This window comes from Blautia sp. HA3515 (assembly GCF_059933065.1).
In genome coordinates, this window is sequence record NZ_JAYFUY010000098.1 from 24,378 (window position 1) to 37,681 (window position 13,304).

At 44.8% G+C, this 13,304-nt stretch carries 14 protein-coding genes and 3 pseudogenes; 9 read left to right on the plus strand and 8 right to left on the minus strand.

What is annotated here, in order from left to right:
* Positions 1-259: 259 nt before the first annotated feature.
* The gene (locus R1Y93_RS08775; protein WP_500822519.1) at positions 260-418 is read left to right on the plus strand and encodes a DUF1540 domain-containing protein; all 159 of its coding nucleotides are present in this window, start codon (positions 260-262) and stop codon (positions 416-418) included.
* Positions 415-579 (plus strand): DUF1540 domain-containing protein, encoded by a 165-nt coding sequence (locus R1Y93_RS08780; RefSeq protein ID WP_500822520.1) that lies wholly within the window; start codon positions 415-417, stop codon positions 577-579. The genes R1Y93_RS08775 and R1Y93_RS08780 overlap by 4 nt, the downstream gene beginning before the upstream one ends.
* 77 nt (positions 580-656) lie before the next feature.
* On the opposite strand, the gene ftsZ is transcribed toward R1Y93_RS08780, so the two are convergent.
* The 7 genes and pseudogenes from ftsZ to R1Y93_RS08815 form a co-directional block, all read right to left on the minus strand.
* Positions 657-1,805 (minus strand): cell division protein FtsZ, encoded by a 1,149-nt coding sequence (gene ftsZ / locus R1Y93_RS08785; protein WP_158421880.1) that lies wholly within the window; start codon positions 1,803-1,805, stop codon positions 657-659.
* Positions 1,806-1,976: 171 nt separating this feature from the next.
* Positions 1,977-2,972, minus strand: a complete 996-nt coding sequence (locus R1Y93_RS08790) for a cell division protein FtsQ/DivIB (RefSeq protein WP_500822521.1) — start codon at positions 2,970-2,972, stop codon at positions 1,977-1,979.
* Positions 2,973-3,066: 94 nt separating this feature from the next.
* Positions 3,067-4,356 carry a UDP-N-acetylglucosamine 1-carboxyvinyltransferase gene (murA, locus tag R1Y93_RS08795; protein ID WP_500822522.1) on the minus strand — a complete coding sequence of 430 codons (1,290 nt, stop codon included), beginning with the start codon at positions 4,354-4,356 and terminating at the stop codon, positions 3,067-3,069.
* A 14-nt stretch (positions 4,357-4,370) separates the two neighbouring features.
* Entirely contained in the window at positions 4,371-5,486 is a 1,116-nt protein-coding gene (locus R1Y93_RS08800) for an FtsW/RodA/SpoVE family cell cycle protein (protein ID WP_500822523.1), read from the minus strand.
* A 25-nt stretch (positions 5,487-5,511) separates the two neighbouring features.
* On the minus strand, positions 5,512-6,867 hold the full coding sequence (gene murD, locus R1Y93_RS08805) for a UDP-N-acetylmuramoyl-L-alanine--D-glutamate ligase (protein WP_500822524.1): 1,356 nt from the start codon (positions 6,865-6,867) through the stop codon (positions 5,512-5,514).
* Between the two features lie 13 nt (positions 6,868-6,880).
* Positions 6,881-7,837, minus strand: a complete 957-nt coding sequence (gene mraY / locus R1Y93_RS08810) for a phospho-N-acetylmuramoyl-pentapeptide-transferase (protein WP_158421848.1) — start codon at positions 7,835-7,837, stop codon at positions 6,881-6,883.
* Between the two features lie 60 nt (positions 7,838-7,897).
* A pseudogene (locus R1Y93_RS08815) lies at positions 7,898-8,689 on the minus strand (penicillin-binding transpeptidase domain-containing protein); the annotation flags it as partial.
* 115 nt (positions 8,690-8,804) lie between these two features.
* On the opposite strand from R1Y93_RS08815, the gene R1Y93_RS08820 reads away from it, so the two are divergent.
* Genes R1Y93_RS08820 through R1Y93_RS08830 form a run of 3 tightly spaced genes read left to right on the plus strand, consistent with a single transcriptional unit; the run spans position 8,805 to position 10,406 of the window.
* On the plus strand, positions 8,805-9,077 hold the full coding sequence (locus tag R1Y93_RS08820) for a helix-turn-helix domain-containing protein (protein ID WP_002593556.1): 273 nt from the start codon (positions 8,805-8,807) through the stop codon (positions 9,075-9,077).
* A complete protein-coding gene (locus R1Y93_RS08825; protein ID WP_500822525.1) occupies positions 9,037-9,414 on the plus strand; it encodes a TnpV protein in 378 nt (125 codons plus the stop codon). The genes R1Y93_RS08820 and R1Y93_RS08825 overlap by 41 nt, the downstream gene beginning before the upstream one ends.
* Before the next feature lie 29 nt (positions 9,415-9,443).
* The gene (locus tag R1Y93_RS08830; protein WP_005601707.1) at positions 9,444-10,406 is read left to right on the plus strand and encodes a DUF3658 domain-containing protein; all 963 of its coding nucleotides are present in this window, start codon (positions 9,444-9,446) and stop codon (positions 10,404-10,406) included.
* A 61-nt stretch (positions 10,407-10,467) separates the two neighbouring features.
* Here R1Y93_RS08830 and R1Y93_RS08835 read toward each other — a convergent pair whose 3' ends face one another.
* Positions 10,468-11,274, minus strand: coding sequence for a helix-turn-helix domain-containing protein (locus R1Y93_RS08835; protein WP_006873172.1), 807 nt, complete (start codon positions 11,272-11,274; stop codon positions 10,468-10,470).
* A gap of 486 nt (positions 11,275-11,760) precedes the next feature.
* Between R1Y93_RS08835 and R1Y93_RS08840 the strand changes: the two genes are divergently transcribed.
* From R1Y93_RS08840 to R1Y93_RS08855, 4 genes and pseudogenes are all read left to right on the plus strand, one after another.
* Entirely contained in the window at positions 11,761-11,949 is a 189-nt protein-coding gene (locus R1Y93_RS08840; protein WP_054328105.1) for a hypothetical protein, read from the plus strand.
* Positions 11,946-12,294 (plus strand): annotated as a pseudogene (locus R1Y93_RS08845) (replication initiator protein A). Before R1Y93_RS08840 ends, R1Y93_RS08845 begins: the two are co-directional and overlap by 4 nt.
* Positions 12,287-12,583, plus strand: coding sequence for a DUF3847 domain-containing protein (locus R1Y93_RS08850; protein ID WP_009296086.1), 297 nt, complete (start codon positions 12,287-12,289; stop codon positions 12,581-12,583). The pseudogene R1Y93_RS08845 and the gene R1Y93_RS08850 overlap by 8 nt, the downstream one beginning before the upstream one ends.
* Before the next feature lie 482 nt (positions 12,584-13,065).
* Positions 13,066-13,149 (plus strand): annotated as a pseudogene (locus R1Y93_RS08855) (CPCC family cysteine-rich protein); the annotation flags it as partial.
* Positions 13,150-13,304: the final 155 nt, after the last annotated feature.

Genomic DNA, 13,304 nt, shown 5'->3' on the forward strand with positions numbered 1-13,304 from the left:
TGCCATACAAAAAGCAGAGACTACTCATCCTCTTCCCTACGTTGGCATTATCCAAATCAGGTTACGGGTCAAAACGGAATCACGTTTCCTCTCAGCCGGTTTTCGCCAGCTCCCCTTTTTCATGCTCATATTATAGCGCAGCAAAGATAGCTTTGCAATATTTTTACCATAATTTTCCATACATATTACATAGCAAAACGCAGATACTATCATTGTATATACAAAGATGCCCTGCATCTAAATAAAAGGAGGAATGATCATGACGATTTTGAAATGTTCAGCTGCCAACTGTGTTTATAATGACGCCCGTCAGTGTTCCAGAGGTGAGATCAATGTTATGGGCGAAAGTGCCCACATTGCAGATGAAACCTGCTGTGGAAGCTTTCAGGAAAATCTGATGCGGCAACAAATGGTATGAATTGCCACTGTGGCTGCGAAAAAATCCAGATTGAATGTAAAGCCCACAACTGTGCATACAATGACAATTGCAAATGTACAGCAGCAGCCGTTGATGTAGATGGTTCCAGGGCACAGTGCTGCCATGAAACCAAATGTGGAACCTTTGCCTGCAAGTGCTAAAATGTAAAAAAAAACTGCGACACAGCAGGGAGTAAGTTCCTGCTGTGTCACAGCCCTGATATTTCATAAAGAATTGATTAGCGGTTCTTAAGGAAATCCGGAATCTGGATATCCTTCTTCTGCACTGTACTGGAAGGTGTCTTCGCAGTAAATGGTGTTGCATTCATAGTAGGCATACTGAAGCTTGGCATCTTAAAAGAAGATGTTGTGCTTGTCTGTGCTGCCGGTCTTTTGGCATTAAAAGATGCATTGCTGCTTCTGTTGCCAAAAGGACTGGTATTCTGTGCTGCATCACTAAGACCTGTAGCAATAACAGTGATCCTTGCATAATCAGCAACTGAATCATCATACATTGCACCAAAGATGATATTTGCATCCTCTCCTGTAAGCTCCTGTACATAGCTGGCTGCATCATTGGCATCCATAAGGGAAATATCACCGGAAATATTAATGATAACGTGTGTAGCACCTTTAATGGTAGTCTCAAGAAGCGGAGAAGAAACAGCCTGCTGAACAGCCTCCATAGCCTTGTCATCGCCTCTGGCCTCACCAATACCGATGTGTGCAATACCCTTATCTGTCATAACGGTCTGTACATCTGCAAAGTCAAGATTGATCAGTGCCGGCAGATTGATCAGGTCTGTAATACCCTGAACTGCCTGCTGAAGCACTTCATCAGCCTTACGCAGTGCCTCCGGCATAGTAGTCCGGCGGTCAACGATCTCCAGTAATTTATCATTTGGGATCACGATCAATGTATCCACTGCTTTCTTCAGATTCTCAATACCTGCAAGTGCATTGTTCATACGGGTCTTTGCTTCAAAGCGGAAAGGCTTTGTAACAACACCAACAGTAAGGATACCCATCTCCTTTGCTGCTGCTGCAATCACCGGAGCAGCTCCTGTACCGGTACCGCCACCCATACCACAGGTAACGAAAACCATATCTGCACCTTCCATGATCTGCTTCACTTCTTCTATACTTTCCTCTGCTGCCTTCTGTCCAACCTCTGGCTGTGCGCCCGCACCAAGTCCTTTAGTAATCTTCTCGCCAATCTGAAGTACAGTTGGAGCTTTGCACAGAGTTAAAGCCTGTTTATCGGTATTCACACCTACAAACTCTACCCCGCCAATGGCTTCTTCCACCATTCTGTTCACTGCATTATTACCAGCTCCACCTACGCCGATTACAATAATCTTCGCAGATGACTCTGCCTCATTTGACATAATCTCTAACAATGTACTTCCTCCTTTATTTCTATACCTGATATTCAAGTCAAGTTTATTTGTATCAAGCTACATATAGATATATCATATATTTTTTTTTTGAATTAATCAACTACTAATTTTGTTTTTTTATACTTTTTTCACGAATATTCGTCATTCCCTGCATTGGGATTAGGGCCTACAGTTGCCCTCATGGTCATATTCACCAGTTCCTGTATAACTTCCGTCTTCCAGATATCCTCCATGCCAGTCTCCATTGGCAGCTATACTTTCTTCGGTAGGCTTGGGTCCCACATAATTCCAGTTGGCATCATACTCGCCCTCGCCAGTATAATCTCCCTCTCCGTCATATCCGCCATGCCAGTTTTCAAGGGCATAATCCAGTTCACTTTTGGGCTTTGCGCCTACATACTTGCCATTTTCGTCATATTCCCCATCACCGGTATATTCTCCATTTTCATTATAACCGCCGGTCCAGTTCTCAGCAGTTACCGGTTCTACCTCTGCTTCAAAGGTACAATTCTTCTCCGTCTCGGTAATATTCTCCATGTGAAGGATCCCTTTCTGCCCGGAAAGCTTTGGCAAGATGGCAATCGCCCTTGTCATCTTGTCCTCCAGCAGCCTGTCCTCCCCAAGCATGACGGTAACATCCCCATAAACCAGACTGATCCTGGACTTATCATCAATCTGGATATGATCCGGCACTGTGTCATTCTTCTGAAAAATAGTTGCAAGTGCCACAGCTGTATTCAGAATCGTTTTCCCTTTCAGTGGAAGCTTTTCATTCAGGACTACTTTATCTACCTGGATCCCGTCAAAAAAAGGTACCTTCTCATCTCTTGTCTTCAGGCCTTCAACAAAGACCCCGTTTCTGTCAAAGTAAATATAATTATCCAGATAAGGGATGCAGCCTACTACTTTCTTTTCTTTTACACTGATACAGATGGTATCCCTGCCAGTCATAGACACACTGTACCCTTCTACAAAAGGCATGTCGCTGACCTGCTCATTTTTATGAAAAAAGGAAGCCAGCACCGTATTGCTCATAAAGGAACCCTGCAGCGCCATCTCCTTTACCTGATCCTGGGTATAATGAGTACTGCCCATGACTTCAATGGTCCTGACCCGGAAAAAGGAAAAGAAAAAGATAATACCTGCCAGCAGCACTGCCGCCAGGGATCCCAGATTATTTTTTTTGTTTTTTTATCAAACACAGACGTTTCTCCGTTATCTCCAGTTCCCATAATCCATCCTTTAATATTCATGAATGCTTCGGCTGTCTGCAGTTCTGCCCAGGCGGCATCCTGGCGCCTGCGCCAGCAAGATCCTGACAGATATGCTCATAGCCTCTGCTGATAAATGAATATCCACTGATCTTTGTGGTGCCTTTGGCACACAAGGCGGCTATCACCAAAGCGGCACCGCCCCGAAGCTCCCTGGCAGTTACCTGCCTGCCATATAAAGGATATCCACCTTCTATATAAGCTTCCCTGCCGCAGATCTTTATATGTGCGCCCATCTCCACCAGTTCCCCTGCAGCCTTATAACGATCCTCAAAAATCTGTTCCCGGATCAGGCTTTTCCCGGTCACTGTAGTCAGAACTGCCATAACCTGCGATTGCAGGTCTGTAGGAAATCCAGGATAAACATCTGTCTTAAGAAGCTTTACCGGACAGTGGATGTTCTGTCCATTGACTATTAGTTTACCACTCTTCCCTTTATATTGTCCACCCATTTTGCAATATACATCCAGAAAGGCATCTAGTTCACCTTCCGGCACATTTTCCAGTGTGATCTCACTTCTTGTGGCTGCCGCTGCACAGATATAGGTTCCTGCAACGATCCGATCCGGAGGAATCTTCATACATCCGGCTCCTAATTCATCTTTTCCCTCTATAAAAATGCAGTCCGTTCCCTCTCCTTCGATCTGTGCGCCCATTGTTTTTAAATATCTGCAAAGCCAAAGGATTTCCGGCTCCCTGGCAGGATTTTTTATGATTGTTTTTCCTTTTGCAAGTACAGAGGCCAGAATAGCCTGCTGTGTAGCACCCACACTTCTTTTTGGGAACAATATCTGGTTTCCCAAAAGGCCGGATGGAGCAGTTCCCTGGATCACCTGGTCTTTTTTGATCACAGCCCCAAGCTGCCTTAGTGCATAAAAATGCAGGTCTATAGGCCTGCTGCCAATTACGCAGCCTCCTGGATACCCCAGCTTTCCTTTGCCATTCCTGGCAAGCATGGCTCCAAGCAGAATAACAGATGACCGCATACGTCCTGTATACATTTCCGGTATTTCTTCTTTGTCCGCATTTGTACAGTCCATATATAGATCATGATCCTCCCACCAGGTAACTGCTCCCAGTGTCTGAAGGATCTTCTCCATGCAGAAAACATCTGTGATCCTGGGACATGTCTTAAGAACACTTACGCCTCTGTGCAGCAGGGACGCTGCCATCATGGGAAGCGCCGCATTCTTTGATCCCTGTACAGAAATGGTTCCTTTTAATGGCTTACCACCCACGATACAGATGTAGTCATCCAAACTTTTCACTCCTAAAGAGCCTCTTACCCTTTAGTATATGTAAAGAGCTGCTGTTTGTGACTGCTTACGCTAAGAGCCAGACCCATTTCTCCCATCAGAAAAACCACAGAGGTTCCTCCATAGCTGACAAAGGGCAGTGTAATGCCTGTATTTGGAATAGTATTTGTTACTACAGCAATATTCAGGATCACCTGAATAGCCATATGAGCCATGATCCCGGTGCAGATCAAGGTTCCTGCCAGATCCATACACCGGGTAGCGATCACACACAGTCTCCAGATCAGCAGCCCGAAAATCAAAATCAATATTAATGCACCGGTAAGTCCCAGTTCTTCGCAAATAATAGAAAAAATCATATCATTCTGGGCTTCCGGAACAAATCCCAGCTTTTGTATACTGCTTCCCAACCCTCTGCCAAATAGTCCTCCGCTTCCAATAGCATACAGCCCTTGAATGGTCTGAAAACCTTTTTCGTATTTTTCCGGATCCCGCCAGATAGCAATACGTTCCAGACGGTAGCTTTCTGCTGCCAGAAACAACACGGCAACCGCCACACCTGCGGCACCTATTCCAAGAAAACAGGCATATCTGGAGTTTGACGCAAAAATCAGCACCACTCCAATCCCAAGGATAATAATGGCTGTGCTCAGATTATTGGAGCCTACAAGTCCTACCACAGGAAGAAGCGATGCAATGGTCCGTCCCATAAACCACAGACCGGAGGTACTGCTTTTTGTATGTTGGATCTGCCACACCAGAAAAAGGATCACTGCCACTTTTGCAAATTCTGAAGGCTGAAAAGACAATGGTCCCAGATTCAGCCACCGCCTGGAACCATTGATCTCTTGCCCCACCACCAGCACTGCTGCTGACAGACCTAAGGAGGCTGCATAGGCTGCCGGTGCCAGGCGGATAAAAAAGTGATAATCCATTCCTGCAACCAGATACATAGCCAGAAACCCCAGGGACATAGCAAATAACTGTTTCTTAAAATAATAGGCAGAGTCGCCGAAACGTACTCTGCCATTATATTCACTAGTTGAGAAAAGCATAGTCAATCCAAAGACCGCAAGGATCAGCACCAGCGTAAGTAAAATCCTGTCTGCTTCTGAATAGCCCTGTTTCTTTCTGGATGCCATAAAATCTCCTGGATCATTCTTTTATTTAAAGATATGAAACAAGCTCCTTAAATATGTCACCTCTCTGCTCATAATTGTCAAACTGCCCCCAGCTTGCACAGGCAGGTGAAAGAAGCACTGCATCACCTGGCTCTGCCTTTTGTGCACATACCTGAACTGCTTCCTTCAGGTCTTCACACAGGATGATCTGATGGAAACCATTCTTCTTTGCAGCCTCTTTGATCTTCTCCTTTGTCTGTCCGATCAGCACCAGGTACTTCACTTTACCATCAAATGCCTGGATCCATTCATCATAAGTAGATCCTTTATCATAGCCGCCGCCGATCAGCAATGTAGGACGGTTCATCGCCCTGATCCCACGAATGGCAGCGTCCGGATTAGTTCCCTTGGAATCATTATAATATGCAACACCGTTTTTCTCAGTCACATATTCGATCCTGTGGGGAACTGCCGTAAACTCACATACACTCTTACGGATACTGTCCATATCTACGCCGTCATACCATGCCATGGCAACTGCTGCCATTACATTTTCAAAATTATGCTGTCCCAGAAGTTTCAGGTCTCCTGTCTTCACAACTGGGATCTCTTCTTTGTCTGTACGAAGTGTGATCATATCCCCATCCAGGTAAATACCCTTTGAAAGCTTTCTCACACTGGAGAAATAAACCACCTCCGGTACAATGTTTTCGCCAAACTTACGAAGGACCGGATCCTCATAATTCAGTACACATACATCCTTTGGTCCCTGATTCTTAGTGATCAGTTCCTTCACCCGGATATATTCTTCCATAGTATGATGACGGTTCAGATGATCCTCAGTAATATTCAGGATCGCACTTACATGTGGGGCAAAATCCTGGATCGTCTCCAGCTGGAAGCTGCTGATCTCAGCTACAGTAATGCTTTCTTCCTTCATCATTGGTGCTTTTAATGTATAAGGTGTACCAATATTTCCAACAACAAAAACAGAAGGACGGGCATCTGCCATGATCTTGCCAAGAAGTGCAGTGGTAGTAGTCTTGCCATTCGTACCAGTAATCGCAAGAACCTGCCCTTTTCCTGTCTGGTACGCCAGTTCTACCTCGCCCCATACTGGCAGCCCCTGTGCATAAAAGCTTTTTACAATGGGAAGGTCAGTAGGAACGCCAGGACTAAGTACAGCCAGATCCAGACTCTTTTGTACTTCACCTGGCAGTTCTCCTGCATACACCTGCACCGGTGTATCTGCTCCGATTTTATGTACGATCTCTTCTTTGTCAATATCTGCTTTTCCATCAAAAATAACTGGGAGAGCACCTGCCTTTACAAGAAGCTGTGCAGCTCCTATCCCGCTTTTTCCTGTACCGAAAACGAGAACTTTTTTTCCTTTTAAATCCACAACTTTCTCCTCCTTAAAGCGCCAGCAGTCCGATCAGGCACATAATTGCCGTAATAATTGAAAAAACTGCTACAACTCTGGTCTCAGACCATCCGCCAAGTTCAAAATGATGGTGGATCGGGGTCATCCTGAAGATTCTCTTCCCATGAGTTGCCTTAAAATAAGTAACCTGGATCATAACTGAAAGAACCTCTACCAGATAGATCAGGCCTACGATCAGAATAAACAAAGGCATCTGCATCATGTAAGCACAGCCTGCCACAAATCCGCCCAATGCAAGGGAACCTGTATCTCCCATAAACACCTTCGCAGGATACACATTGTAAAGCAGAAATCCCATCAGACCACCCACTACCGCACAGGTAAAGGGCTCGATCCCGGACTTCAGCCCAATGGAAACCACAGTAAAAAACACTGCAACGATCAGTGTAACGCTGGAAGCCAGACCGTCAACACCGTCTGTAAAATTCACCCCGTTTACAGTACCGATCACAGCAAAGAACAGAAGCGGCACTGCCAACCAACCCAAATCCAGGTAATGTCCGCTCCAGAACGGGATCCGCATAGTCAGTGAAATATCTGTATAATTTAAAATATAGAAGGTAAAAATCCCTGTAACAACCACCTGCAAAATCAGCTTCTGCCATGCCAGAAGTCCATCTGACCTGCGTAGCACAACCTTCAGATAATCGTCCAGAAATCCGATCAGTCCAAAGCCTAATGTAAGAAAAAGCACAGGAATGATCTTGGGATAATCCTTTACATAAAACAGAGCCGTGATCACTGTGGATACAAGAAACATCACGCCTCCCATGGTAGGTGTCCCTGCCTTCTTCAGATGGGACTGTACGCCTTCTACTCTTTCTGTCTGTCCCATTTTCAGCTTTTTAAGAAAAGGAATCACAACAGGGCCTAATAATGCACTGATTCCAAAGGAAATCAGCACGGGAATCACAACTTGAAAATCCATTTCACACCTCTTATTTCTTTCGTCTTTTTTAAAACATCTTATAGTATACGGCTTTTTCACCTATTTATCAAGACTGTAGCTGCATTCTATACCCAGATAGGGCAGAACATTCTCAAAAATCCGTCGGATCACAGGTGCGGCTATGGTGCCTCCGTAATACATTCCCTGAGGATTATGAATAATACAAAGTCCCAGAACAATGGGTTCTTCTGCTGGTGCAAAGCCAAGAAAAGAAGAAATATATCGGTTAGCACTTCTGGGAAGAGTCTGTGAAGTAGCTGTTTTCCCTCCAATAGAATAACCCTCAATCTTTGCATTTTTTCCGGAGCCTTCTGATACCACCTTTTCCAGAATGTTCCGTACCCGCCTGGAGGTTTCCTCTGACAGGATTCCCTGCTCCACCGGATAAGAAAGCTCTTTGATATTTCTCCCGTCCGGGCTTTGTACTGCCACTGCAAAATGAGGAGTCACTCTTTTCCCACCGTTGATGATCCCGCTTACCGTTGCTGCCAACTGGATGGGCGTGATCTGAAAAGACTGTCCAAAGGACACAGTAGCCAGTTCCACATTTCCCATTTTGTTTTTCTGATGCATAATGGTTCCTGCTTCACCAGGCAGATCGATCCCTGTTTTTTTCAAAAGACCAAACTGTTTGAAATATTTGTAATAATTATCCACTCCCAGCCGCAGGCCAACTTCAATAAAAACCGGATTACAGGAATTTTCTGCTCCCTGGACAAAATTCTGTGAGCCATGCCCTCTACGGTTGGCGCAATGGATCCTTCGGTCATCTACCAGTTCATGGCTAATTAAAGGGAACAAAAAAGAAAGGAAAACCAATCCAGACGGTATCAGCGGCAGGATACAAGAATAAATTGTGATTTCACAAGATTGGTGCTATAATAAGAGAAAAGTTCCTGCCGGGGCAGCCGCCCCGGTGGTATGGATAGAAAGGCAGGAAAACAATATGCACATCAGCTATAAACCACTCTGGCACACACTGTTAGAGCGTGATATGAGGAAAGAGGATTTAAGGCTTGCCGCTGGTATGACAACGAATATGATTGCCAACATGAGCAAAGAGGGAAAGCACATCAGCATGGACACATTAGCCCGTATCTGTGAAACGCTGAATTGTGAGATTACCGATGTGATTGAGTTAGTACCAGACGAGCCTGCTTCCACAGGAGGTAAGGAACATGAGAGAATTGAAACCAAGAATAACGGAAAACGGAATTGATTATATCCTTGTCGGAGATTACTACATCCCGGACTTGAAACTGCCGGAGGAACACCGCCCTATCGGAAAGTACGGACGGATGCACCGGGAATATTTAAGGGAAGTCCACCCAGCCAGATTGAATACATTGATACTGACCGGAGAATTGTGGACATATCTTGCAGACCTGAACGAACAGGCACAGGAACGGTTAGACACTATCATGGAGCAGATGAAAGCCACCGAGGGCGTGACAGAGGAATTGAAGCGAACTCAACAAATGGAATGGGTGCAGCGTTGTAATAACATTCACAACAGGGCAGAAGAAATTGTTTTGTATGAGATGATTTATTCATAACGGGAGCAATTAAATCGGAGGTATATAAGATGATTGAAATTGTATTTGGTGAAAGTGCCTGTGGAAGTTTGAAAATTGCCCAAACTTACGGCAAGGGAAAGTATAGAGGAAGTGCTGTTTCAATATTTATGAGGCACGAAGACGGGAGTGTTCCATCTTCAGATGAAATGAAAAAGGCACAGCTTCAAGCACAGGAACAAGAACGCATTGCTTGGGAGAATGCTATTCCATTGGGAGGCAAGAGCAGTGATGTTTATTGTTTTGATATGGTTCTTAGTGTGGGAGATATTTCTGATAATGGAATTGGCGAACAGCGGAAAAATATTTTCAAGAAAATGCTGTCTGTCTGCTTTGTAGAGGATTTAGATTATCAGGTTGAAGAAAAAATACAGAAAATTAAAACTACATTGACCTCAGTGATTGAACGATATGTAGCTGGGGAAGAAATTCGCATTTGGTATAGCTATAATCCAGATGAGCTTTGTGGTATGTATTGGCTTATGAAACAACTTCAACCATTAAACTGCCAGACAACAATTTATTTGGTTAAGTTACCTACATGGGAATATGGAAAAGAAAATACTATGACATCCAAAATAGCATGGGGCGAGGTGTCTCCTGGCGAATGGGGAAACTATATAACTCTACAAGAGAAAGCTAATCCTGTATTTCTTTCAGCTTGTACTATGAAATGGAATCAACTTCAAAATGAAAATGCACCTTTGCGTGCAATGTTAAATGGTAAATTGCAAAGCGTTTCAGAAGATATATATGATAGTTTCATTCTTCGTGAAATTGCGGAACAGCCAGAGCAATTCAAAATGGCTATTGTCATAGGTAATGTTTTAGGAAAATATCAACTTGGAATTAGTGATGTATGGATTTCCAATCGCATTGATAAAATGCTTGAAGATGGTGTGTTGGAAATTATACAGGACGCACCAAAGGGAGAAACAAATTATCGCCGAATATTAAGAAAACGAATGAAATAATAACCACAGCACAAACCGCTGCTACATGGAATCCAACAAACCATGCAACAGCGGTTTTCCTTTACCGTTTTTTCCTCTGGCTGATAGGCGTTCCCATTTTCTTTGATTTTTTGAGAATCCGAATCAGCCAGCGAAATTCTTCGTCTGACAGATTTTTATAGTTGATACCGAGCTGCTTGCAGTAAAGGACAACCAGCTTTTCATCCCGGCTGCCCTTGAAATTTTCGACTGCTTCGAGATTTTCTTTCAATTCATCGGCAACGGTGGTCTGGGGCGCACTCTCACTGTCCTTTTTGTGGGCTTCCCGAATATCCCGGATAATCAGGTTGAGGTCATCCAGAACCATGTGACTGAAATACTCATCATCACTGATATGGGCGGCTTGCAGCACTTTCAAATGCGGGTCATCTTCGCCTGGGCGATACCGTTCAATGATTTCATGCCGGACGGTATCGACAAGTGCATTGAGGTTTTGAATCTGCATGGTAGCAATCCCGTCCACATAAATCTCAATGTCTGCAAGAAACTTGATAAAATCTTTATGTGTAGCAAGCTCACAGAGCAGACGGTTGTTAATCCGACCGCTTTTCAGCAGTGCCACCATCTCATCATTCAAATGCAACTCCGTCAATGGTGTGTTGATCTGCTCCCTGTTCTCTATCCGGCACAGTAGATAATCAACAGAGACCCCATAGAAGTCTGCCAGCGTGATAAGGTTGCCATGATTGATTTCCTTAAAATCCTCTTTTTCATAACTTCCAAGAGCTGATTTGGAAATGCCTGTCAGCTTTGATAGTTCTTCCAGATTTAAGCCTTTGTCCTTGCGGAGTTCCCAAAGGCGTTCCTGTATGCTTGTTGCTCCTTTCATGGGCGCACGCTCCTTTCCAATGGTTTCATTGCTGCCGCTTATCTGGATTATATCACACTTTCCGCAATCGTGGAAATTTCTGATTTTTACCCCTAATTCCTACTTTGTGGACATACGGCACAGGGCACAAAAATGTTCTATGATACAGGTAGTTCATCGATGGATTATTCCAATCGAATGACCAGCCTGTGTGGGATATGCTTCCCCGGCGATGTAGCGCCATGACTTTTGGCAGAGGGATGTGGAGGAACCCTGACCGAAACGAGCGTACCAAAGGGAGCGATACGCCGCTGTGAGATTCAGGGGAGGCAACGACACCGGGGAGAACTGGCGAACTGACACCGAAATGATACCGAAACACGACAATCTGATAGGGGGATAGTCTACCCTATCGCTGATACTTCGGGAGATTTTAAGCGGCTCTATGACCGTAATTTTGCCGAAAATCGCCCCGAAACCATACGCAAAAACGGGAGGAAGCGCAATATGCCGAGAATGAGCAAAAAGAGGAAGCATGAGCTTTCCTTTTACCTCAATGACCGGGGGCGTGTCACTTACAACGAATTATGCCGGAAATGCCAGCATGGGTGCAAGCAGAGCTTCCGGGCGGTTGTGATTGACTGCCCCCGTTATTTATCCAAACGATCAAAGAAAAAGGAGGAACACACCGAATGAATTTTGAATTTATGACGATAGCAAGCACACCATTGCCGCCCTGTATGCCATTTCCCAGAGCGTTGACAGGATTTCCAGTCAGCAGCACCGCAAAGGTCATGCTACCTGCCGGACGCCGGACGCTATGCTATCCAAAGAGCAGGAGGACGAGAACGGAATCCGTGTTGTCTGCTTCCCTGTCACAGCCATTGCCGCAGTCCTGTCCCGCAGTCCCATGACGGTCAAGCGTTCTCTGAATGAACTGGAAAACGCCGGACTTATCATGCGGCGTGCGTCAGGGCGTGGGAGAACCGAATAGGATTTATGTGCTGATACCGGGGAAAGGAGGACGCTGCCCTTGCCTGATACCTCGAAGCTGGAAAAGCTCAACCGGGAGCTGGAGAAAAGCGAAAAGAAACTGCGGAAAGCCATCAATGATGAAAAGGCATTGCAGCACCAGTTAAAGCAGCTTACCCGAAAGGAACGGACGCACCGGCTCTGCACTCGTGGCGGTATGCTGGAAAGTTTTCTGCAAGAGCCGGAACGCCTAACAGATGATGATGTCATGCTGTTGTTGAAACTCATTTTTCACAGGCAGGACACGCAGGAACTATTGAAAAAAATGCTGGAACGGGAGAAGCCGGAAACCCCTTAGTTTACTAAGGGCGCAATTATACACCACCCAGAGGTTGGTGCATTGCGTTCTCCGAAGGCTCCTCGCCGGAGAGCTGTGATTTTCCGCAGTCATGGTCTGCTCCAAATCAAACAGGGGACGCTACACTTCCCCTGCGCTGGCTGCAGCCAGCTACCCCTTTGTGGACTTGCCTGTTGGGGACACCTTGCGGTGCAGAACTCTGCCAGCCGACAAGTTTCATAAAATATGCTATCTTTTCGATAATCGATGAAGTATAATAAAGTCAGAAATAAATCAGGAAGTGAGGTCTAAGGCTTAAACGTGAGGTTTATATGAAAAAATACCAATGTCCTTGCTGCGGATATTTTACCTATAATGTTCCGGCAAATGAAGATTGTGGGTATATTTGCCCCGTTTGTTTTGGGAGAATGACCCGTTCATTGCTTCTGATAACGAACCAAGCGACTCTAATCATGGAATAACGCTAAAAGAAAGCGAAATCCAATTTCTCAAAATTTGGTGCTTGTGAAAAAGAAATGTTATGTTATGTCCGACCACCAAGAGATGATGAAAAAGAAATTTCATAGCGACAACTTCCAACTTGTAGAACTGAAAAATTAGAAGTTGTAAAGGAGTGTGATAAAATGGAAACACTTTTTGACCAATACAAAGAACTGAATATAAATGGCTCTTTGATTTGTCTTGAACAAGTTGAAGATATTTATTCTTACTTCTGCTATCC

Bases quoted from the DNA above. Each gene is read 5' to 3' on its own strand.
- R1Y93_RS08835 (WP_006873172.1), bottom strand. From the start codon at position 11,274: ATGAAAGGAGCAACAAGCATACAGGAACGCCTTTGGGAACTCCGCAAG.
- R1Y93_RS08840 (WP_054328105.1), top strand. From the start codon at position 11,761: ATGCCGAGAATGAGCAAAAAGAGGAAGCATGAGCTTTCCTTTTACCTC.
- R1Y93_RS08800 (WP_500822523.1), bottom strand. From the start codon at position 5,486: ATGGCATCCAGAAAGAAACAGGGCTATTCAGAAGCAGACAGGATTTTA.
- R1Y93_RS08780 (WP_500822520.1), top strand. From the start codon at position 415: ATGAATTGCCACTGTGGCTGCGAAAAAATCCAGATTGAATGTAAAGCC.
- mraY (WP_158421848.1), bottom strand. From the start codon at position 7,837: ATGGATTTTCAAGTTGTGATTCCCGTGCTGATTTCCTTTGGAATCAGT.
- R1Y93_RS08775 (WP_500822519.1), top strand. From the start codon at position 260: ATGACGATTTTGAAATGTTCAGCTGCCAACTGTGTTTATAATGACGCC.
- ftsZ (WP_158421880.1), bottom strand. From the start codon at position 1,805: ATGTCAAATGAGGCAGAGTCATCTGCGAAGATTATTGTAATCGGCGTA.
- R1Y93_RS08820 (WP_002593556.1), top strand. From the start codon at position 8,805: ATGCACATCAGCTATAAACCACTCTGGCACACACTGTTAGAGCGTGAT.
- R1Y93_RS08830 (WP_005601707.1), top strand. From the start codon at position 9,444: ATGATTGAAATTGTATTTGGTGAAAGTGCCTGTGGAAGTTTGAAAATT.
- R1Y93_RS08825 (WP_500822525.1), top strand. From the start codon at position 9,037: ATGAGAGAATTGAAACCAAGAATAACGGAAAACGGAATTGATTATATC.